The 20,071-nt window shown below is 61.6% G+C and carries 18 protein-coding genes and 3 pseudogenes; 6 read left to right on the forward strand and 15 right to left on the reverse strand.

What is annotated here, in order from left to right; genetic code table 11:
- Positions 1–56: 56 nt before the first annotated feature.
- The 6 genes from EV664_RS15830 to EV664_RS15855 form a co-directional block, all read right to left on the reverse strand.
- Positions 57–437, reverse strand: coding sequence for an LptF/LptG family permease (locus tag EV664_RS15830; RefSeq protein WP_133496700.1), 381 nt, complete (start codon positions 435–437; stop codon positions 57–59).
- 10 nt (positions 438–447) lie between these two features.
- Positions 448–1,605, reverse strand: coding sequence for a glycosyltransferase (locus tag EV664_RS15835; protein WP_133496701.1), 1,158 nt, complete (start codon positions 1,603–1,605; stop codon positions 448–450).
- Between the two features lie 4 nt (positions 1,606–1,609).
- The gene (locus EV664_RS15840) at positions 1,610–2,134 is read right to left on the reverse strand and encodes a DUF2141 domain-containing protein (protein ID WP_188656453.1); all 525 of its coding nucleotides are present in this window, start codon (positions 2,132–2,134) and stop codon (positions 1,610–1,612) included.
- On the reverse strand, positions 2,118–3,053 hold the full coding sequence (locus tag EV664_RS15845) for a hypothetical protein (protein WP_133496702.1): 936 nt from the start codon (positions 3,051–3,053) through the stop codon (positions 2,118–2,120). Before EV664_RS15845 ends, EV664_RS15840 begins: the two co-directional genes overlap by 17 nt.
- A 188-nt stretch (positions 3,054–3,241) precedes the next feature.
- Positions 3,242–4,075 carry a MipA/OmpV family protein gene (locus tag EV664_RS15850; RefSeq protein ID WP_133496703.1) on the reverse strand — a complete coding sequence of 278 codons (834 nt, stop codon included), beginning with the start codon at positions 4,073–4,075 and terminating at the stop codon, positions 3,242–3,244.
- Positions 4,076–4,904: 829 nt separating this feature from the next.
- Positions 4,905–6,047 (reverse strand): amidohydrolase family protein, encoded by a 1,143-nt coding sequence (locus EV664_RS15855; protein ID WP_133496704.1) that lies wholly within the window; start codon positions 6,045–6,047, stop codon positions 4,905–4,907.
- A 303-nt stretch (positions 6,048–6,350) separates the two neighbouring features.
- Between EV664_RS15855 and EV664_RS15860 the strand changes: the two are divergent.
- The 3 pseudogenes from EV664_RS15860 to EV664_RS15870 all read left to right on the forward strand — a co-directional run.
- Positions 6,351–6,599 (forward strand): annotated as a pseudogene (locus EV664_RS15860) (transposase); the annotation flags it as partial.
- 58 nt (positions 6,600–6,657) lie between these two features.
- Positions 6,658–7,897: pseudogene (locus EV664_RS15865) on the forward strand (IS256 family transposase).
- Positions 7,867–8,650 (forward strand): annotated as a pseudogene (locus EV664_RS15870) (IS481 family transposase); the annotation flags it as partial. The pseudogenes EV664_RS15865 and EV664_RS15870, both read left to right, overlap by 31 nt.
- Here the strand turns inward: EV664_RS15870 and EV664_RS15875 are convergent.
- From EV664_RS15875 to EV664_RS15890, 4 genes are all read right to left on the reverse strand, one after another.
- On the reverse strand, positions 8,647–9,354 hold the full coding sequence (locus EV664_RS15875) for a type 1 glutamine amidotransferase domain-containing protein (RefSeq protein ID WP_133496705.1): 708 nt from the start codon (positions 9,352–9,354) through the stop codon (positions 8,647–8,649). The pseudogene EV664_RS15870 and the gene EV664_RS15875 sit on opposite strands and share 4 nt — an antisense overlap.
- A gap of 126 nt (positions 9,355–9,480) precedes the next feature.
- A complete protein-coding gene (locus EV664_RS15880) occupies positions 9,481–9,966 on the reverse strand; it encodes a helix-turn-helix domain-containing protein (protein WP_133496706.1) in 486 nt (161 codons plus the stop codon).
- Between the two features lie 26 nt (positions 9,967–9,992).
- Positions 9,993–10,337, reverse strand: a complete 345-nt coding sequence (locus EV664_RS15885; RefSeq protein ID WP_133496707.1) for a hypothetical protein — start codon at positions 10,335–10,337, stop codon at positions 9,993–9,995.
- Between the two features lie 243 nt (positions 10,338–10,580).
- Complete coding sequence (locus EV664_RS15890) at positions 10,581–11,432, reverse strand: LysR family transcriptional regulator (protein WP_162848883.1); 852 nt, start codon at positions 11,430–11,432, stop codon at positions 10,581–10,583.
- A gap of 137 nt (positions 11,433–11,569) precedes the next feature.
- Between EV664_RS15890 and EV664_RS15895 the strand changes: the two genes are divergently transcribed.
- Positions 11,570–12,013, forward strand: a complete 444-nt coding sequence (locus EV664_RS15895) for a putative quinol monooxygenase (protein ID WP_211338522.1) — start codon at positions 11,570–11,572, stop codon at positions 12,011–12,013.
- A gap of 235 nt (positions 12,014–12,248) precedes the next feature.
- Here EV664_RS15895 and EV664_RS15900 read toward each other — a convergent pair whose 3' ends face one another.
- Positions 12,249–12,617: a winged helix-turn-helix transcriptional regulator gene (locus EV664_RS15900; RefSeq protein WP_133496709.1), complete on the reverse strand. Its 369-nt coding sequence runs from the start codon at positions 12,615–12,617 to the stop codon at positions 12,249–12,251.
- Between the two features lie 109 nt (positions 12,618–12,726).
- Between EV664_RS15900 and EV664_RS15905 the strand changes: the two genes are divergently transcribed.
- The gene (locus EV664_RS15905) at positions 12,727–13,158 is read left to right on the forward strand and encodes a nuclear transport factor 2 family protein (protein WP_133496710.1); all 432 of its coding nucleotides are present in this window, start codon (positions 12,727–12,729) and stop codon (positions 13,156–13,158) included.
- A 160-nt stretch (positions 13,159–13,318) separates the two neighbouring features.
- Here EV664_RS15905 and EV664_RS15910 read toward each other — a convergent pair whose 3' ends face one another.
- Positions 13,319–14,212 carry a LysR family transcriptional regulator gene (locus tag EV664_RS15910; RefSeq protein ID WP_133496711.1) on the reverse strand — a complete coding sequence of 298 codons (894 nt, stop codon included), beginning with the start codon at positions 14,210–14,212 and terminating at the stop codon, positions 13,319–13,321.
- 100 nt (positions 14,213–14,312) lie between these two features.
- Between EV664_RS15910 and EV664_RS15915 the strand changes: the two genes are divergently transcribed.
- A complete protein-coding gene (locus EV664_RS15915; RefSeq protein WP_133496712.1) occupies positions 14,313–15,128 on the forward strand; it encodes an SDR family NAD(P)-dependent oxidoreductase in 816 nt (271 codons plus the stop codon).
- Between the two features lie 355 nt (positions 15,129–15,483).
- On the opposite strand, the gene EV664_RS15920 is transcribed toward EV664_RS15915, so the two are convergent.
- From EV664_RS15920 to EV664_RS15930, 3 genes are read right to left on the reverse strand one after another with little or no spacing between them, the layout of a single operon-like run.
- Complete coding sequence (locus EV664_RS15920; protein ID WP_133496713.1) at positions 15,484–16,977, reverse strand: PepSY-associated TM helix domain-containing protein; 1,494 nt, start codon at positions 16,975–16,977, stop codon at positions 15,484–15,486.
- Positions 16,974–17,552, reverse strand: a complete 579-nt coding sequence (locus tag EV664_RS15925; protein ID WP_133496714.1) for a hypothetical protein — start codon at positions 17,550–17,552, stop codon at positions 16,974–16,976. Before EV664_RS15925 ends, EV664_RS15920 begins: the two co-directional genes overlap by 4 nt.
- Entirely contained in the window at positions 17,549–19,810 is a 2,262-nt protein-coding gene (locus tag EV664_RS15930; RefSeq protein WP_133496780.1) for a TonB-dependent receptor, read from the reverse strand. Before EV664_RS15930 ends, EV664_RS15925 begins: the two co-directional genes overlap by 4 nt.
- Between the last annotated feature and the right edge of the window lie 261 nt (positions 19,811–20,071).

The raw sequence follows: 20,071 nt of genomic DNA on the forward strand, positions 1-20,071 counted from the left end.
CACCGCAAGCTCGCCGCTTAACATCCATCCCCTGACGAGGCCCGCACTCCGCTAATTTACGCCGCGAGTCGTGCCAAATGTTCTGACGACGGACAAGCGGCACCGAGGAAGGTCAGCAGGATAGGTGTACGCATCCACCGCAATGGTCCGATCCCGGTCGCTTCGATTACTGCCAGCTCACCGCGCACGGCAAGTTGACGGATCGTCATACCGACAGCGAGATAAATACCCACCAGGACACCAATACCGGCATATTCGGGCAGCAGTCCGAGTACGGTCTGTCGTACAATATAGCCGCGCTGGCCCGAAAGCCGCGTGATGTCGAGGAGCCGCGGAATATGCTCCAGAATCATTAGCAACATGATTATCCCCACCACGCTTCCGAAGCGCCCCAGCGCGAGGCTGAGCACGTAACGATCAATTCGGGCAAGAAGCATGATCGCCCGATCAGGCGACCGCCAGCGCAGACTGCGCCAGGGCGTGGTAAAGTGCGAAAAGTTCGCGGAAATGCTGTTCCACACTTCGCGCCGCCGGAGCGATTCTTGATGAAGAGCCGCCGTGCGGCAGTTCGAGGATCGCACGTACCACATCGGCCGTGTCCGTAGGGCGGAAACCAAGCGCCGGATCGTGGCGGACAAAATCCCCAGCGCCCCCACCACGCGGTGCAATAACCGGAATGCCGCTGGCGTGGGCCTCGGCGGCGATCATGCCGAAAGTTTCTGCTTCGCACCCGTGTAGTAGGGCATCAGCGCTGGCCAGAATGGTGGCGAACAGCTCGCGATCGCGCACAGGCTGCAACAGGCGCACGTGCGGATTGCCGTCGATGACACGGAGGATCTTCTTATGTGCCCGCCCCTCCCCGAAAATAACGAGGCCGATCTGGCGCTGCCGCCCGGCGACTGTGGCCGCCTCGACCAGCATCGGAATGCGTTTCTCCGTGGCGAGCCTGCCTGCACTTACGAGCAAAGTGGCATCGGGGGGGAGCTCGCATGTCGCCAGCAGAATGGTACGCACGCATTCCTGCCGCTTGCCAGGAGAGAACAGGCCTGGCTCGACCCCCATGGGTAGTGTCACTGCGTTGGGTACGCCCCCATCCTGCAGCCTTTTTGTAAGGCTTGAATTGGCTGCGACGACCACGTCGAATTCCCTGCCAAATCGGCGCAGGCGACGCCAGAACCAGTCGAAAGCCCGGTCGATCGAATTCGGCGCGGCAAGGCCCTCGAACCAGCGATAGGCGTGCGCCGCCAGCGGGTCCGAATGCATCACGAGGCTTCGTGGCACGCGGCGCGGGTACTCGGCCACGAACTGAGCGCTCTTCCAAGGCGAGGAGGCTTCAATGAAATCGGGTTGCAGGCGATCGAGCGCGGCATGCACGGAGCCCCGGTCGGTAAATGCGAAGTACTTCCGGTCGAGCGGAAAATTCGGAGACTGCAGCCTGACGATCCGGGACGATGGTGAGACCTGCTGCACTCCATTTTTTGCTCCTGGGGCAAGAATCGTGATTTCTTGCCCCAGCAACTCGGCCAGCCGCAGCTTCTGCTCGATATAGGTGCGGATACCGCCACCCTCGGGCGAATAGAAACCGCAGACATCGACGATATGCATTCTGTCAATCACCCTCCAAGGGGCGCAGGCGCAGTCCGCGCAGGTAATTCAGGACGATGGTGATCTTTGTGCGCCCGCTGCCTGCCACTGCTACGGCTTCTTCAGCGTCCGGCTGGCTGAAGCCGAGGCGGGGGTTGCCGGCGAAACCTATTCCATCGCGGCGCCAGTTGAAGCGGCGATCCGAATTGCGATCGTGAAGCAAAGCGAGGGAATAGCGACCGGGTCGTGGAACCCGGATGCACAGCTCCGGATTTTCCGTCCGGGGTACCGGCACTTCGACGCGGCGAAAGGTCTTGCCGGCGGAAATGAGGATATTGTCATCCTCAAGGAAATCATCGTCATTCGCAGGATAAACCTCGAGCTTGAGGCGCCCGACCTGGTCTCGCAGGCCCGCGACGTTGACAATGAAAGCCGGGCCAGTCTCGTCGGGACGACAACGCCCCGCCGCTTGACCCAGATCAGGAGTGGAAGGCACGATCGCCGCAGATTGCAACACGGCGAGGGCGACAAGGCTAAGCTTTAGAGGCACGACGGCGCTCTCCTTTGATCAGGTCGGAGACGGCGAAGCCCAGCCCGAGGCACAGGTTGGCGCAGAGGATCAGCCCGGCCATCATCGCCATCAGTTCGGAAATCTGCGCTTCCTGCCCCACGACCAGGACTGCCACGCCCGCAAAGGCGATGTCCTTGTTGGGCAGGAAAGGAAGACGCGAGATCAGCAAGCGGACAGCCGCCAGCATCACCCACCAACCGAGGGAAACATCTGGAAGCACAAGATGCCACAGTGCGGACGAAATCAGTGTCGTGGCGACGATACGTCCGACGTGCACGGCGAAGACCATCCGCAACTCGTTACGGGTCAGCGAGAACAACGATTTACGCCAGATCATCATCGCCAGTGACGTGGCGACCACGAACACCAGAGACCATGCACCGGCATCGCCATATTGGCCCAGAGAAAGAAGGTCGAGGAAGGGAATAGCGAGCAAGACCAGGACCAGCGTCATGAGGTTCCCAGCCGCAGCGGAAAGCACCGCCACATCCTTGACCGCGCCAAATGGCGAACCTTCGATACGGCAGCTTCTCCGTGCCCAGGCATAGAACCACGCCTCGCCAAGGTAACCGAGCAGTAGCTCGTTATAGATCAGCTTCCGGGTAAGGGCGCCCAACGCGGCGGCGCCCACCTTCCACAATTTATTGAAGATGTAGAACTCGCTTAACGGGCCAGCCATGATGCCCAGCGCGAACAGCGCCCAGAAGTGCAATGTTACGGGCACCAGCGAAACGATCTGGTGCGGATCTATTGCTCGCATCTGGTACAGCGTCGCGGCGATGACCAGTAGCGAGAGGACTAAGGTAAGCGCCTGAGTCCAATTGGAAGCCGATCGGCGATCCTGAGCCAGCAAGGGGATCATTTCGCCGCTGATCGGCAGAAGAATCGGTTGAGACATCAAGGCGCCTTCGTGTCCAGTTCCGCCGCTAGACGCCGCAGCCCCGCCGTAACCGCACACAAGAATTTCCAGCTTTAGCTTCTATGCGATCAGTCGCTCCACGATCACACGCTTTCGCCTTCAGATGGGGCAGCGGCATTCTACGGTCGCGACCGGCGCGGGGCTTGCCCTCCATATGCTCTTGCCGGTCAGAAAGTGTAGGTCAGGAAAGCCGTCCCTGTAGGAGCGGTCTTCTTCTGGACGATCGGGCTGTCCTTCACATTGCCCATCAGCGTTGTGACGCTGCCTCCCACACCGATGCCGATATGGTCCGTCAGTCGATATTGCAGCATAAGCTCGGCATCCGCATCCAGGAAACCGGCACCGGGGCGAAACTGCCGAAGGCCCGATTCCTGTGCCTGAGATTCACTCACGCCGTAGAACCGATCATTGTGTTTGGCGTTTGCCCACCTCGCTCCGATCGAGGGCGTGATGAACAGTCGCTCATTAACGATGATGTCGCGCGATAGGCTGAAATCGACAATCATGCCCTTCGTGTTCCCCGCGAATATTTGGGTAAGGCCTGTCGTGACCTCGAAACCGAACTGCCGAATGCTGAAGAATCCGCGGACACCAGCTCCCAGGTCGACCTTGTTGAACTGGTTCGGCACATCCTCCCGGTCATAGCTATCGAAAATTGGGACGACACCGGCACCGACCGTGAATGTTTCCGTATCTATCGGCGCGACGCCAATTCCGTTCTCGAAATTGACGAAGAAGACGCCGCGCTTGATGTCGGCCGCCAGTATCGGTTGGAATTGATAGCTCCTCGCGCCCATATAGTCGGGCTGATACATTCCCCCGGCACCAATCGTTATATGATCTTCTTCGGGGCCGTCCTCTGCAGCGTATACAGACGCTGGATCAGGAGCCATGAGCGGCGACTCGATGTCCACTGACCGTTGGGCTAGCGCCGAAGTGGCCCACAGCAAGCCGCCTGCAGAAAGAATGAAACGACTGTAAAGAGCAAGTTTCTGACGCATGTCGATCCTCGGATATGATGGATATTGCGATTTCCGCCGTCGGCGGCATTCGGTGTGCAAGCTGTTGATCAGCCCGTTTATGTCGCTCGAATCAGCTGGTGCTCGGTTCGTGACAGCCGGCTAAGCGCACCGTTCGAAAGGTCACTGTCCTGATGGCTTCGCCGCACCCCGGCTCCAGGAACTGCAGACCGAGAGCCTTCCTGCCAGCGCCTTGATTTAAGGCGGTGGGCGAGCCCGACTTTGTTCGAAATGCGGGCCGTGTTGCGTCGAGGCAGCGCCGCGATTCACGTGCGGAGAAGCAAGTTGCCATGTTGGTGTCTCCATTTGCCTCTGAGACGCCGAGCGGATCGCAGACCCGCACCAGGGCGGCGCGGATCCGCACTCAGTTTACGACCGCTGGATGAGCTGGCTTCCCGCCGCAGCGCCGTCGCCCGTGCCAATGTTAAAGCGGGGAGACGCGGCTGAGTGCGCTGCATATGCGCTGCAGCCTCGCACGGCGGCTTGCGCGGGACGGCGAGCAATTCCTGCAACTCGGTCTGGTGAAGGAGGCGGCGGAGTGCTGACGGATTTGTTCCGGCAAGCAACGCGGCTCTCTGGCCGTCATTGCGACGCGATTCCGACAAGCCCCCGATGATGATGTTGATGGTCTTATTGGAGACGGGAAACGTGTAAGTCCGTCGATACGCCGCCAAAGCGTGCGGGAAACAACGCCCGGGGGCGGCCATGGCGGCGGATGATTTTCTCTATCGGCCGATCGGGTGCCCGGCTGCGGCCATGGCCCCCGCCGACATGAAAGCCGAACGGCATCATTCGATACGATGAGGCTGCATCAGACTTTGATGCCGAACAGCTTTTCCGCATTCCGGAACGCGATTTTTTCCTTGGCTTCACGGGGCAGATCGACTGCCCGAAACCAGTCGGTTCCATGCTTCATGTCGGCAAACGGGTAGTCAATCGCAAACATCACCCGGTCGACGTCGACGTACCTCAATAAAAGGTGAAGCAGTTCATCCTGAAAGAATGCGCTGGTCGTATACCAGAAATTATCACTGAAGTACTGGCCGAGAGGCTTATTTAGCGAATCTTTGGTCGACTCGCTCATATCCCCCACGATACGCTCGTAGTAGAATGGAAGCCCCTCCCCCATGTGACCGACAATCATCTGCAGCCTGGGGAATCTGTCAAACGTCCCGGTGATGATCAGTCGAAGGCATTGAGTCAGCGCTTCCTGGTGCCATCCGTATCCCGAGCCGCTGAAGATGTAGTTTTGGAAGGTTTGGTCGTTGCCTGGCCGTGTAGTGCGGTAGTAAATATCGAAGACTGCTTCCGGTGGATAACCGGGATGTAGGTATATGGGCACATCAAGTGCCTCGGCACGGGCCAGAAGAGGGTCAAAGTCGGGGTGGTCGAGAAATTTCGTTCCGATGAAGCCGTTGGTCATGGCTCCCACAAAGCCGTCTTCCCGAACGGCGCGTTCCAGTTCGTCCGCTGATGCCTCGGGGTCCTGAAGAGGCAGGGTCGCATAGGCCTGGTAACGCTTGGGATAGGTGGCCATCGGTCCGGCGGCGATCATCTTGTTAAGACGATACGCAAAATCGATGCCTTCCTGACCGGGCACATTTTGCACGCCCGGTGTGTGTGCGGAGAGCACCTGAATATTGACCCCCGCCTCATCCATTGCGCCGATGCGGCCAGCGCCGAGTTCAAGAAGACCGGTTCCCTTGAGGTACTCTATGTGTTCATCGTTGATGGCGTTCCGCGCGATCAGTTCGTCGGTGGTATAGGTCTCTTCAGTGGCAATGAACTTCAGATCCTGGTCTCGCAACGCGATGACCGAAGGCTCTGCCGCGGCGGCGCGGGCGGCCATAGCGGGTGCGGACAATCCCGCTCCAGCACCAACTGCAGCCGCACCGCTCAGAAAGCTGCGGCGTTCCATCGCTAGGCTCTTGAGGCGTTTTTCAATCGGACTCATGTCAATCTCTCCTCAATCCCTGCCGAGCACGGTGTAGATTCATTTCCGGGATTCTGCCCATTTGGGGACAGACGAAGCGCTGCGCTTTCAAGGCCGAGCGGTTCGAAGCTGTAGACCGGAATGGTGGCCGCATACCGGCTAGACGCCGGTCCTATCCGAAACCCGCATTCGGTTACGGCGCGTGCAGTTGTGGTCTGCGGTGCGTGCCCGGGAACGGGATCGTCGGAGCAACGATCGACTTCTTAGGTGGTTAGTCCCAGCATGTGATGGTGTAAGATTGTCATCATCGCAGCGGAGGGAGTTATGGGCCAGGTTCTCCACGGCAGCGCCAGGACCACGCACGCCATTCGAGCAGAGTTACAGCAATCGCAAGCTTCGGTCGCGCACCTCGCCAGGAAGTACGGGATCAACGAGAAAACGGTCCTGAAGTGGCGCAAGCGGCAATCGCTCGAAGACATGCCGATGGGACCGAAGGAGCGGCGTAGCACCGTGCTCTCGCCAATGGAGGAAGCCGCGATCGTCGCGCTGCGGGTGCAGGCACGGCTACCACTGGGACTGTCAGGAATTTTGTGCGCGAGGCCATAAGGATGGACAAGGAAGGACCATCGATATGGCAATCGACAAGGACGTTTTGGATCAGCTGCTGGCTGGCCGTGAACTGCGGGAGCTGTTCGCAAAAGATGGGCTGATCGGCGAGTTGAAGAAGGCGCTGTCGGAGCGGATGCTGTCAGCGGAGCTGGACGATCATCTGGAAAGCGAAGGCGCCGAAGGCGCTATAAATCGTCGCAACGGCTCGTCGAAGAAGACGATGCTGACGGGCACGTCGAAGGTAACACTGGACGTTCCGCGCGACCGGGCCGGGACGTTCGACCCGAAGCTGATCGCCAAATACCAACGCCGCTTCCCCGACTTCGACGACAAGATCGTGTCGATGTACGCGCGCGGGATGACGGTGCGCGAGATCCGGGGGCATCTCGAGGAACTGTACGGGATCGAGGTATCGCCGGACCTGATCTCGACGATGACCGACGCCGTTCTGGAGGCCGTCGCCGAGTGGCAGGGCCGACCGCTCGACGCGTGCTACCCGCTGCGTCGTCGGGTCGATGATCCCCCGGATCATCGCCTGATCCTCCTCCGTCTTCGACGCGATCCGCGGCAAAATCCGCGACGAGGGCTTCGTTCGCAACAAGGCGGTGTACATCGCGCTCGGTATCCTTCCCGACGGCAAGAAGGATATCCTGGGCATCTGGATCGAGCAGACCGAGGGCGCCAAGGTTTGGCTGTGCGTCATGAACGAGCTCAAGAATCGCGGTGTCGCCGATATCCTGATCGCGGTCGTCGATGGTCTGAAGGGCTTCCCGGAAGTGATCAACGCCGCGTTCCCCGAAACGATCGTTCAAACCTGCATCGTCCACCTGCTCAGGAACAGCATGAGCTTCGCGTCGTGGAAGGATCGCAAGCCGATCGCCCAGGCGCTGAGAAGTGTCTACCGCGCCGAAACCGCCGAGGCCGGTCTGGCGGCGCTGGACGCGTTCGAGGCGGGCCATTGGGGCAAGCGGCACCCCGCCATCGCCCAGAGCTAGCGGCATTGGGACCAGGTGATCCCGTTCTTCGCGTTCCCCGAAGGTGTGCGCCGGATCATCTACACCACCAACGCAATCGAGGCGCTGAACTCGAAGCTGCGGCGCGCGGTGCGAACCCGCGGTCACTTCCCCGGTGACGACGCCGCGATGAAGCTGCTATACCTCGTGCTCAACAAGGCTGCCGAGGACTGGAAACGGCCGCCGCGCGAGTGGGCCGACGCAAAGACCCCGTTCGCCGTGATCTTCGGCGAACGGTTCGTCATCTGATGACGATCACTGGCCTCGCGCACAAAATATCGGACAGTCCCCTACCACTCGACGATGTCTATATCGCCCTCAAGCGATGTGATCCCGCATCTGAGCCGCTCATCGCTACATCGCTGCCTGCAACGGCATGGGGTCAGCCGGTTGCCCAGGGCCGATCGCGAGAAGCCAAAGAAGTTCAAGAACTACGAGATCGGCTACTTTCACATCGACATTGCCGAACTGCGCTACGAAGATGGCAAGGCCTACCTCTATGTCGCCGTGGACCGCACGTCGAAGCTGGTCTTCGCGCGTATCTATCGCAGGGCGACGAAGCTGGTCGCTGCCGGCTTCCTGAAGGCGATGATCAGGACCGTGCCCTACAAGATCCACACCATCCTGACGGATAATGGCGTGCAGTTCGTCCAGCGCGAACGCGGTGCACAGGGCCTGACCTTCCCGCACATCTTCGGGCGCGTATGCCAGGAGAATGGTATCGAGCACCGCCTGACAAAGCCCTGCCATCCCTGGACCAACGGTCAGGCCGAACGCATGGTCCGGACTATCAAGGACGCGACCGTCAAATCCTTCCACTATGCCTCGATCAACGAATTGCGACGACACGTCCGCGACTGGCTGATCGCCTACAACTTCGCAAGGCAACTCAAGGCGCTCAAGTTCCGAACGCCCTACGAAGCAGTCGAGGAACTCTGGAAATCAAAGCCAGATGTCTTTATCGTCAAACCCAACCATCACATGCTGGGACTAAACATCTAGACATGGCTTCCGGCCAGCGCCTTGAGCACCGCTTCGGCCAGCGGCGCGCTTGATGCCGGGTTCTGCCCCGACAGCAGGTTGCGGTCGGTGACGACATACGGGCCCCAGTTCGGTCCCTTCTCATATACCGCGCCAGCGCCGCGCAGCGTCTCGGCGAGCAGCCAGGGCGCGTTATCGGCGGTGCCGAGCTCGACCTCCTCTTCGTCGCTGAACGCCGTCATACGCCGACCCGCGAACAGCCAGTCACTGCTTTCGCTGCGCGTTGCGAGCAGCGCGGCCTGACCGTGGCAGACCGGTGCGATGACCTTTCCGGCGCGGTCGGCTTCGACAAGAATGCGACCCATCTCGGCATCCTTGTAGAGGTCCTCCACCGGACCGTGCCCGCCCGGAATGACGATCGCGTCATAGTCGGCGGTGACGATATCGGCGAGCATCAGAGGCTTCGCCAGCCGGTCGGCAATCGCGTCGAGATAGCGCCGATAATGGTCGACATTCTCCTGGCCGACCACCTCCGGGTTCATACTGTGCGGGTCGATCGTCGGGGCGACGCCCCCGGGCGTGGCGATATCGACCTCACAACCCGCCGCGATGAACTTTTCGTCCATCACCACGAATTCCTCGGCCCATACGCCGCTCTGATATTTGGAACCGTCGGCGCGCGTCCAGGTATCGGCGGCGGACAGGACGATCAGAATCTTGCTCATGCTCTTGCCTCATCAGAAACCCGGTCTGGCGGGTGCGAGACGAAGATTAGCAAGCGCGGCCCGGCGTTCGAGGGCGACCGCAAGATCGCGCAACAAGTGCGCAATCGAGCGACAGGACCGGTGCGGTCAGTGCCGCCCTATGCGATGCTCGCGCCGCGCACGCGACGGCGAGATGCCGAATCGGCGCACAAAGGCGCTGGAGAAATGCGGGGCCGAGGCGAAACCGCGCGCAGCGCCCACTTCGGTCACAGCAAGATCGGTCGTGAGGAGCATCCGTCGCGCCGCATCGAGCCGCAATTCCGTCAGGTAGCGATGGGGCGTCTGGTCGAGGCGCGCCCGGAACAGCCGGCTGAAATGGAATTTGCTGACACAGGCCTCATCAGCGAGCTGGGCGATCGTCAGCGGCTTTGAGAAGTTGGCGGCCATGAAGTCGAGCACGCGCGCGAGGCGCCGGTCCTCGATCCAGCCCGCGCTGCGAACGTCATCGCCGCCGCAATTCTCCGCATGCCGGGTAAGCACGTGCATCGCCATCCATGCAGCGGCCGCCTCGCAATAGAGATCTCCGGCACCGAATTGCATCGCGCCCAGCAGCGCATGCGTAGTGTGCGTCAACGCCGGATCGCGGACGATAATGCTGTTCAGTGTCGGCGCGCGCGCCGGGCAACCGCACGGCGGATATGCTCTCGGCCTTCATCGAGCAGATCGACGGGCAAATAGATGAGCGCCAGCCGATAATCGGCCGTGTCGGGTTTTGGAAAGCGATAGCGTGTCGGTTCGCCGGTACGATGGAGACAGACAGTGCCCGGGTCGTGCGCATCGTGCCGCCAGCGGCCATTGATGACCACGTCGCATGCATAGCGGCCGGATACGGACACACCGATCCGCAGGTCGGGCGTGGCAATCGAGGTGTAGGCATCGTGCGAAGTTGCGCCGGTGTGCAGATCGAGCAGCAGCGACGTCCATCCAGCATCACGGCTCGACACGCATTCGCGCGACGGGACCACCGATCGACAAAGCAGTGTTTCAGGCGCGAGCGGCATTCAGAAAACCTCGGCTGGCGATTCGAGATGCAAATGAAAGTGCTGGTTTATTATCGCGCGGCGTTCGTGGTGATACGCACAAAAAGCGACACTCATCGGACGTTCGGTCACTCAAAACGAGCCTTTTGCTCCTCGATAGGACGGGAAGGCCAATCCACGGTAAAAGTGTCCGCCTGCGGGCATCGGTTAGCCCTGCGCTTCATGCCGTAGCCATTCCCGAAAGAGACGCGCGGCGGGCGTCCGCATCTCGGCAGGTTCGATAAGGAAGAAGCTGCGTTCCGATCGTTGCCGGTGCGCGGTGAGCGCATTCAGGCGCCTGTCACCTAATAAACCCGAGACCAGTGGCTCGATGCCGATTGCGACGCCGGCACCGCTCAAGGTTTGCTCGTATAAAAGCAGGGCATCGATTTCGCGGGGCCGAACCGCCTGATCCCCCAGCCCGACGCCGTGAAGCCATTCCTGCCAGAATTCTGGTCGATGATCGGGTCCGAGCAGCGGATGATGCAGCACATCCTTGGGATATTTGATTGCGCGCGGATGGGCCGCGCTCCAGACCGGCAAGAGATGGATCGGCAGCAACGGCTTTGTCCTCATCTCGCGATCGAGCGCCAGACGGACGGCGAAGTCATACTGCCCGACATCTACCCGCTCAAATGCGATCGAGGTGCGCACGTCCACTTCGATGCCGGGGTGTCGTGCGCTGAATGCCGGCAGCCGTGGTAGCAGCCATCGCGTTGCGAAAGCAGGGATGGTCGTCACCCGCACGATCATGGCGTCCTGCTGCAATTCTGCGGCCGCCGCCTGCAGCCGATCGAGAACCGCGACCGCATGGGCCAGATAATCACTGCCGGCGCTGGTCAGCACCACGCCTCGCGGTACACGCTCCAGAAGGCGGACACCCAACGCCTTCTCAAGGCCCGCGAGCCGCCGCGACAACGCCGGTACGGACATGGCGACGCGCGCACTGGCGGCAGCAAGGCTGCCGAGCTGCGCCGTTGTGACGAACGCGTGAAGGGTCCGGGTGGAGGGGAGATGCATGGACGGTGATGCTAACACCATTGCAGGCTTGCAAAAAGTGAAAGGCGACGATGCGCTTCACAATGGTGGATGAACGACGGCCCGGTTTATGACTTCGACAGGCCGTGTCGGCCCCATAGTCCGCAAAAGGTGTAGCCGTGACGAAAACCCCTCCGCGTTCACCCCGCCCCGAAGACCTTGCCACCGCGCCCGGCCCGGTCGAGCATCCGGAACCATCATCAAACGCTCCTCATCGGGGTGTTCTCGTGACGGGCGAGAATGGCGAGGATGGCCCCAAGGCATTCTACATCCACATCGAAGCCCGGCCGGGCAAGGAAGATGATGTCATACAGATGCTGCGCGAAATCTACGGGTGCGTGATGGATGAACCGGCAACGGGCCCGTGGTTCGGTGTCCGCTACTCGAAGACGACTTTCGGGATCTTCGAGGCATTCCCCAACATCAGGGGCCGGGAAGCGCACGTCGCTGGTGGAGGCGGTGACATCTTCCGCGACAACGCCCGGATGAACGAAATCCTCGCCCGTCCAGCCCATGTCTACCGAATGGACGTGCTCTTCAACAAGGCGACGGTGGGGGAGTAGTGTCGGAACGGAGCCTCCCCCGTTTCACCATTCTCTTCGGAGCGGCAGCACGTATAATCCGTCGTCCGAAAGCGACCTGTCATACGAAGAGATTGCGGCACCGGAGGCTTCATCAGAGACCGGAATTGGATCGAAAGTGACCGTCACCTGTTGGCGTCATCCGCCGAGTGAGAAACCTTCGCTCATGCTTTCGGTCTGAACGTGCTTTGGCATTATGGGGTCTCGGCCAAACCCGCTAGGCCCGGCCATCAACCTTTGCTGCGCTGGTCCGATTGCGCACGATCGCGGCGATCTGGCCATCGTGATGCGTTCCCCAGTCGCACATCGGCGCAAGCGTTAAAGCAAGGCTGCGCCCGAAGTCGGTCAGCTCGTACTCGACGTGCGGAGGGATCTTTTGAAAGTCGATCCGGCGGATAACGCCATCGTCCGTCAGCTCCTTGAGGTGTTGAATGAGCATCTTCTCGCTCACGTTGGTGACGAGCCTGCGCAGTTGCCCGGTGCGCTTCGGACCGCTGGCCAGATGATAGATGATCAGCGGCTTCCACTTCCCGCCGAGGATGGCGAGAACCGCCTCCAGCCCGCACCGGAAGTTCGTCGTGGTCACCTGCAATCTCCTGTCCCAGCACTTACAAAATAGTCAGTACTGGAACAAAATCCACCGCCCTCCTAGCTAGAGCCGGATTGCTTGCTGAAACACCAAATGGAGAGCAAAAGTGCCTGCAAACGAAGAAATTGTGCGAGAGGTCTACGCAGCCGCCGAAGCCAGTAAGCTGGATCTCGACAAGTTCGTCTCGCTGTTCGTGGATGATGGTTACTTCCTCGACATGGCGTCCGGCATGAGGTGGACCGGAGCGGATGTCCGCCAGCCGTTGGAGGGCCTCGAGAAGCCTTTCCCCGACTTCCACCGCGAGCTGCTGAATGTCCATTGCGCCGCCGACGGCGTGGTCGTGGTCGAGCTCAGGCTCCAGGGAACGCACCGTGGCGACTTCCCGATTCCGGGCGGCGGGGTGCTGCCGGCTTCGGGCAAAACGTTCGACGTGCCTTGCTGCGACGTGTTTGTCGTAGAGAATGGAAAGGTGAAGGCATTCCATTGCTACAACATGCGGTCGGCCTGGATCGAGCAACTGACTGCCTCTGACCACTGATCGCCCGTCAATCGGACGGTGGTGCGGGGACAGGCCCTGACCGCTTATGCGACATATCCTCACTGGTCGGAAGCAGAATGACGTAAGTCGGTTAAGTCGCGCCACGCGGCCGCGTCATTTCCCAAAAGACAATCGACGCATGCCCACGCCTGGCGAGCCTTCACGTGGTCTTGCTTGCACGAAGCGCCTCCTTGAACGTTTCGAAGGCCCTCGTGCCCTGCCGATCGGGGTAATAGAGGTGGTAGCCGGCGAACGGCTCGCACCACGGCTCCAGCAGGCGGATGAGGCGACCGTCGGCAACCGGCGCCGCGACCAGATCCTCCAGAATGTAGAGGATGCCGAAACCCGCAAGGGCCGCGGCCACCAGCAGGTCGGCGTCGTTGAACACCGGCCCGCGGCCCGGCGTGACCATCACTGCCCGGCCCTCGCGTTCGAACGACCAGCGAGAGAGGTCGCCGTTCGCGTCGCCATAGGCGATACAGCGATGCTCCGTGAGGTCGGAGGGCTCCGTCGGCGCCGGATGGTTGGTAAGATAGTCGGGCGCGGCCACTACCGCGACGCGAAGCGGAGGCCCGACCGCCAGCGCGATCATGTCTTTCTCCAAGCGCTCACCGAGCCGGATGCCAGCATCATATCGGCCTGCGACAATGTCGGTCATCGCGTTCTCCACGCAAACCTCCACTTCGATGCCTGGGTGGCCGCGCATAAAGGATGGGAGCATCGGCCATAGCAACGTATCCGCGGCGTGTTTGCCCGTCGTGATGCGGACGGTGCCGATCGCTGCGCCGCGCGGCTGGGACAGCGCCGCAATCTCCTCGTCCAATCCGGCCAGTGCTGGCGACAAGGTGGCGAGCAGGCGCTCGCCGGCCGCAGTTGGGGCCACGCTGCGCGTGGTGCGGGAAAGCAGGCGGAAACCCAGTTGGCCCTCGAGCCGCTTCATGGTCTGGCTCAACGCCGATTGCGTGACACCGAGCCGCCTCGCTGCACGTGTAAAGCTGCGATCGGAGGCAATCGCCGCAAAGACGGCGAGGTAGCCGAGCTGATCGGGACGCATTGATGATCCCCGCTACTAAGGCCCATTACTGATTAGCCGATTATCTCGATCCATTAGCATGGCTACCTAGCCGACGACAGCAGAAGCGAGGAGCAAGGTGATGGGTAAGGTTTGGCTGGTAACAGGCGCAAGCCGGGGACTGGGAAGCGAGATCGCGCGTGCGGCACTCGATGCCGGCGAGACGGTCGTGGCAACAGCGCGGTCCGCCGACGCGGTGCACGATGCCTTCGGCGGCGAACACGATCGCCTGCACGCCATCGCGCTCGATATCACCGACGCCGAAGCTGCGAACGCGGTTGCCGCCGAAACCGTCGAGCGGTTCGGCTCAATCGACGTGCTGGTCAACAATGCCGGCTATGCCGAGCTGGGTTTCTTCGAGACCTTCACCGACGCTGCGGTGCGGCGCCAGTTCGAGGTAAACCTGTTCGGCACGATGAACGTCGCGCGCGCGGTCGCTCCCCACATGCGTGCGCGTCGCTCAGGCCTCATCGTCACGATTTCGTCCGTCAGCGGGCTCGTCTCCAACGCCGGGGGAGCGGTCTACTCGGCATCGAAGTTCGCGATCGAAGGATGGATGGAGGGCTTCGCGCAGGAACTGGCACCGCTCGGGATCCGCTCGCTGCTGGTCGAGCCGGGGATGCTGCGCACCGATTTCATGGACGGCAGGTCGGCGAGCTTCGGCAGTATCGATATTCCAGACTATGCCGAGGCAGTCGCACAGTACCGCGCGTTTGTTGACGAGGCCAACGGCAATCAGCCGAACGACCCGAAGCTGCTCGCCGCGCGGATCGTCGCGCTCGCTTCGCAGGATGAGGCACCGTCGCGGCTCGTGTTCGGCGACGACGCCCGGCAGTGGGCCGGCGCTAAGGTCGACCAGTTGCGGCAGGACATCGTCCGGGCCGCCGATCGCGGCTGACCGACGGGCGGCAAGGGAAAAGTGGGCGATTGCCCTACCGTAGTCGTCACCCTCGGACGCTTCCGCCTTAATTTCGGACATTCGTCGAAGGATCAACGTCGCTCGAAAGCGGCCGTTCGGTTAGCTCGAGAATGCTTCAGCCGGATGGCCGAGAATGGGAAAAAGGCGTCTTTCTTTAGAGCGGACCCTGAACGCCGGCTTTTAGCTAATCCGGTTATTGACGGCGTGCCGAAAGCCCATGTGGAGCAGCCGCGGTCTGGAAGCCACGATCTGCCGTCCAGTTGCCATCATCACTCACCACGGATCGCCACACCGCCGGGTGTGGCATACGTTCGCTTCTCGGGCCCAAATTCGGTCATACTGGCTGTAACGCTTTCCTGACCATGGGAACCTGACCGACAACGGTTGTAAGAAAACCAAGTCCGAGCAGCCCGAGAGCGCCGTCAACGATCAGAGCCATGCTGTCGCCCATGCCCAAGAAGGCGGGATGCGCGAGAGCAAGAACGATCAATAGCGCCCCTGTGATGGCGCGACCGAACCGCGACAGCGTCGCAGGCGGAAGCAGGGCGGCCGCCCCAAGCACCGCGATGCTGATGATCCCCCATGTCCAGATCAATGGCACGACCAGTGGGGTAAACAGCGCGGTGAAGGCCGCGCATGTCAGCGCGACCGGTTGCCCCCAGACAGTCGCGGTCCAAACGCGCTCCCATCCGGGCGCGGGGCGTCCCTTGTCACGCCGTCGCGCCAGCCAGATGTTGACGCCTCCTGCTGCGAGGTAAGTAAGCCCGAGGCCCAGTAGGGCATAGGCGATCCTGATCGCGCCGCCGCCGAACCAGCCGAAGTGCAGAAGGCCGAGCGAGCCCAGTATCTGCTGGCCCACATTATTTTCAGCTGCCTTCTGCTCATGATAGAGTTTGCCTTGGCGATCGAAGGCATAGCTATCTGCACTGGCAAGTCGCGAAGATCCGTCCTCGACCTCGAACATCGCGGCCCCGCCCATCTCGGCAGGATGCTCGACGACGAGATAGCTGATGCGCCCTTCCGGCGCCCATGCGGCAACGCTGGCGAACAAGGGCCGCAGGTCGAGCGGCGGCGCGGGCCGCGCATCCTCTGTCGGATGCGGGGGCGTGAAGATGGCATAGACCTTGGCGGTGTCACCCTGGAATACCGCGAGGCCAATCGCGCCGATGATGATCGAGCTGAGGCCAAGCAAGGCTCCTGTCAGCGACACCGTAAAGTGGAAGGGCAGCGCCCACACGCCGATACGATTGTGCAGATCGGCTTCCTGCAGGCGCCGCGACCCGCCGAGCCGCAGGTGGAACGCATCACGGAAGATACGCGGATGCGCCAGCAGACCCGAGATGAGCGAGGAGAGCAACGCAACCCCGGTCAATCCGACGATGAAGATGCCCCAGCTTTGCGGCAGATGCAGATTGATGTGCAGGCGCGTCAGGAATTTTGTCCAGCTCTCGCGAATCTGCCCTGTGATGCGACCGGCGCTATCGGCGATCCACGTCGTCTGGGTTCCGTTCTCTCCATCGACCCGCAGCGTCGGCCATGGGCGATCTTCGCTTGGCATGATAATGAGCACATGCTCGACCGGCCCGTGGGTGCGGTCCATCGCGGCGCGATAGGCGGCCTGAACGGCATCCGCCGACATCGTCTCCATGTGCTCGGCGCCAGGGTTCTCCCAGCGCTGAAACTCGCCCGCAAAAACGGCGATCGTGCCGGTCAGGCACACCAGGTACAACAGCGCGGCGAAGGCGAGGCCAAGAGCGCTATGCCCCTTGAGGACCGCGCGCACGAGGTCGGGTGAAGGAAAGCCCGCGCCCTTTTTCGTCTTCGTCATGTGACCCCCTTGAGCATTGCCGCACCGAAGCCGACGATGGCCGTCCCCACCAGCACGGCGGTCGCGCGCAGGATGCGGCTGTCGGCGAGCGTCCATGCCATAGCGCCGCCCCAGGCCAGAGGCACGATCAGCCCACCGATCAGGAGCCGTGTCTGCGTTTCCCCGGGCGCCCAGACGGCATAGCTGATCCCCAACCCCATCGCCGCCACCATGCCGATGGGGCCGGCAAGCAACCAACGCAGCGTGGTGCGCCAGGCGCTCGGTGCACGCTCCGCCGGTTCGGGAGCCAGGCCCTTACGCGCTGCCCGGCCTGCCTTGGCCGGCCGGAGCGTATAGCCGGAAGCGATGACGCCGAAGGCCGCAACGGACAGTAGCGTCAGCGCGATGAATGGACCGCGCGCTTCCCCCAAAACCCAAGCGGGCCAGAGGAGCATGAAACAGAGCAGAGCCAGACCACCCCAACGCCATGGCGCTTTGCCGGCTTTGAGACTCCAGGCCCGGCGCAGCATCCACGCTCCGGCGACCGCGCCGCCGAGAATGACCGCCGTCGCGCCGAGGGACGCCGCGCCGGTCAAAAGCCGGCTTCCAGGATCACCCCGGCGCTGCGCGGCGCACCGATGATGGCGAAGTTGGTGAAGCTGTTGACATATTGGTCGTATTTTTCATCGAATAGGTTGTTGGCGAACAGCGACAGGCTCCAGTGGTCGGCTTCATAGCCGATACGGGCGTTGACCAGCGTGCGCCCACTAACGCGGCTATCCGATTGCGGTATCGACACATCGGTATAGACCGCGCTGCGATAGCTGGCGTTGACATTGGCGTTGAAGCCCCCCCCAAAGCGCACATTGGCTCCGCCCGCCAGCGTCCATCTTGGCGCATAGGGGAACTCCAGCCCCGACAAATCAGTGATCGAGCCGACGTCGGTGACGAAGCTGTCGAACTTGGTACGCGTGTGGCCCAGGCTCGCATACCAGTCGAACGCCGGCGACACCCGATGCGCCAGTTCCAGCTCGAAGCCATAGAGATGCGACTTACCGGCATTCACCGTATGGGTGTCATAGGTGCCGTTGCCGAAATTGGCGGTGGTCTGCTGGTCGGTCCAGTCGATGTAGAAGGCGTTGGCATTGACCGTCAGGCGGCCATCGAGCCAGGCCGAGCGCAGCGACAATTCATAGTTCCAGGTGAATTCGGGATCATAGGGGAAGAGTTGCGACCGGGCCGTGTTGAACCCGCTGCCACCCGAACGATAGCCGCGCTGCACGACAAAGGCAGTGGCAAGATCAGGTGTCCACGCCATCTCCACGCCGCCCTTGGGCAGAAAGGCGTTGAAGGTCCGCGTGCCCACCGGCGCCGAGCCATTGGCGTCATCGACCAGTCCCAGGACGGCGGCGTTGACGCCTGCGAAGGCGGGCGCCAGCGGGCCGTATGCCGCCGGATCGGGCAGCGTGCCGGCGAAGGTGGCGATTGCTTCGCCGCCGATCTTGTTGCGTTCGCGGTCGTAGCGGAAGCCACCCAGCAGCGAGAGCCGGTCGGTCAGGCGATAGCGCGCATCGGCGAAAACGGCCATCGTCTCGACCTTCGTCGGAAAATCCGAGGTGTAGTCGACCGGGATATTGGGAAGCGCGGCGGTGTAGAGCGCCGCGACCTGCGCCGCCGTCTGCGCGCCCAGCGCGGGCGTCAACAGGTTCGCGATGGTCGGTCCGGGTGTCGGCACCAGCGTCACCTGATGTGCGCGCCGATACTGGTCGCGATTATAGTAGAACAGCCCGGCAAGACCGCTCAGCCGGTTGCCCTCATAGTTGAGCCGCAGTTCCTGCGTGAAGGTTTCCGCCCCGCCCCATATATCGCTGTAGGCGATGCTGGCGGCCGAAGAGTCGCCATCATATTTACGGATGAAGTCAGTATCCGTCCAGGTGCCGAGCGTGCTCAGCGACAGGCCGCCGCCCAGATCATAGCGCAGGTCCAGCGTCACCTGGTCGTTATCGACATTGCTGCTGTTGGGATAATCCGATGGATTGGTCCGGTTGTCGAAATAATTCCCGACCGACCGATCGACATAGGTAAAGAGATAACCGCCCTTTGTCTCGAAATGATGATAGCCGAGGCGCGCCTCGAAACCCGCAAGCGCCGATGGCGTCCACAGCAGCTTGCCGCGGATCGACGTAGAATCCACGCCGCTTTCCGGTTCGTTGCGAGTGATGTTGCGGATATAGCCGTCCGAATCGCGTTTCTCAGCCGAGATGCGGAAGGCGAGTTCACCTGGCACCAGCGGGCCGCCGCCCGCGACCGCAAACTGCGTCGTATCGAAGGACGATACGAGCGCGCGGCCTTTGAGGCTCCAGTCGAAGGTCGGATCCTGCGTGCGGATATGCACCGCACCGGCCAGTGCGTTGAGGCCTTGGATGGTCGACTGCGGTCCACGGAAAATCTCGACTTGGACCACGTCCCACATATCTGTCGGGCCGTTCGACAACACATCCTGCGGCACTGGCGCGCCATCGACGAACACCGTCGCGGTCGCCGCGTCACCGCCACCCGAAACGCCGCGCTGGTCGATGCCACGAATCGAGAAGCCCGATGCGCCATAGGTCTCGGAGACATTGGCCGTGCGGTTGTAGATGTCCTGGATCGTCAGGATATTCTCTTCAGCCAGCCTTTCGTCTGGCGTCACGCTGACCGAGGCCGTCGTTTCCTGAAGGCTGCGGGCTGCTTTTTCGCCTGTGACGATGATTTCGTTCTGGTCGTCCAACGACGTCGCTTGTTGGGCAGCCTCAGCCGAGGTGGCCGCTAGCGCGCAGAGCAGCGATGTGGATAAAAAGAAGAATTGCTTCATGGCACCCCCGTTCGTCACGAAGAGCGCCTAGCCAAGATCGCTATTGCGAGTCAATCGCAATTTTACTGTTGAGGTTGTCTGACCTCGTTTGACTCCCATGCGGCCTGCAATTAGGGCGTACACCGCCCACAAAGCAGCAGTTCCCTGGTTTGCTTCTGCTCACTGATAGCTTCCGATCATTCACACAGCGATTTATGACTCATTCTCGGCCGTGTGTGGACTGGCAGTTTTTGGTGTGGCACCGGCGGAAAGCTGACATTT

Source organism: Stakelama pacifica (genome assembly GCF_004361835.1).
Lineage (GTDB): Bacteria > Pseudomonadota > Alphaproteobacteria > Sphingomonadales > Sphingomonadaceae > Sphingomonas > Sphingomonas pacifica.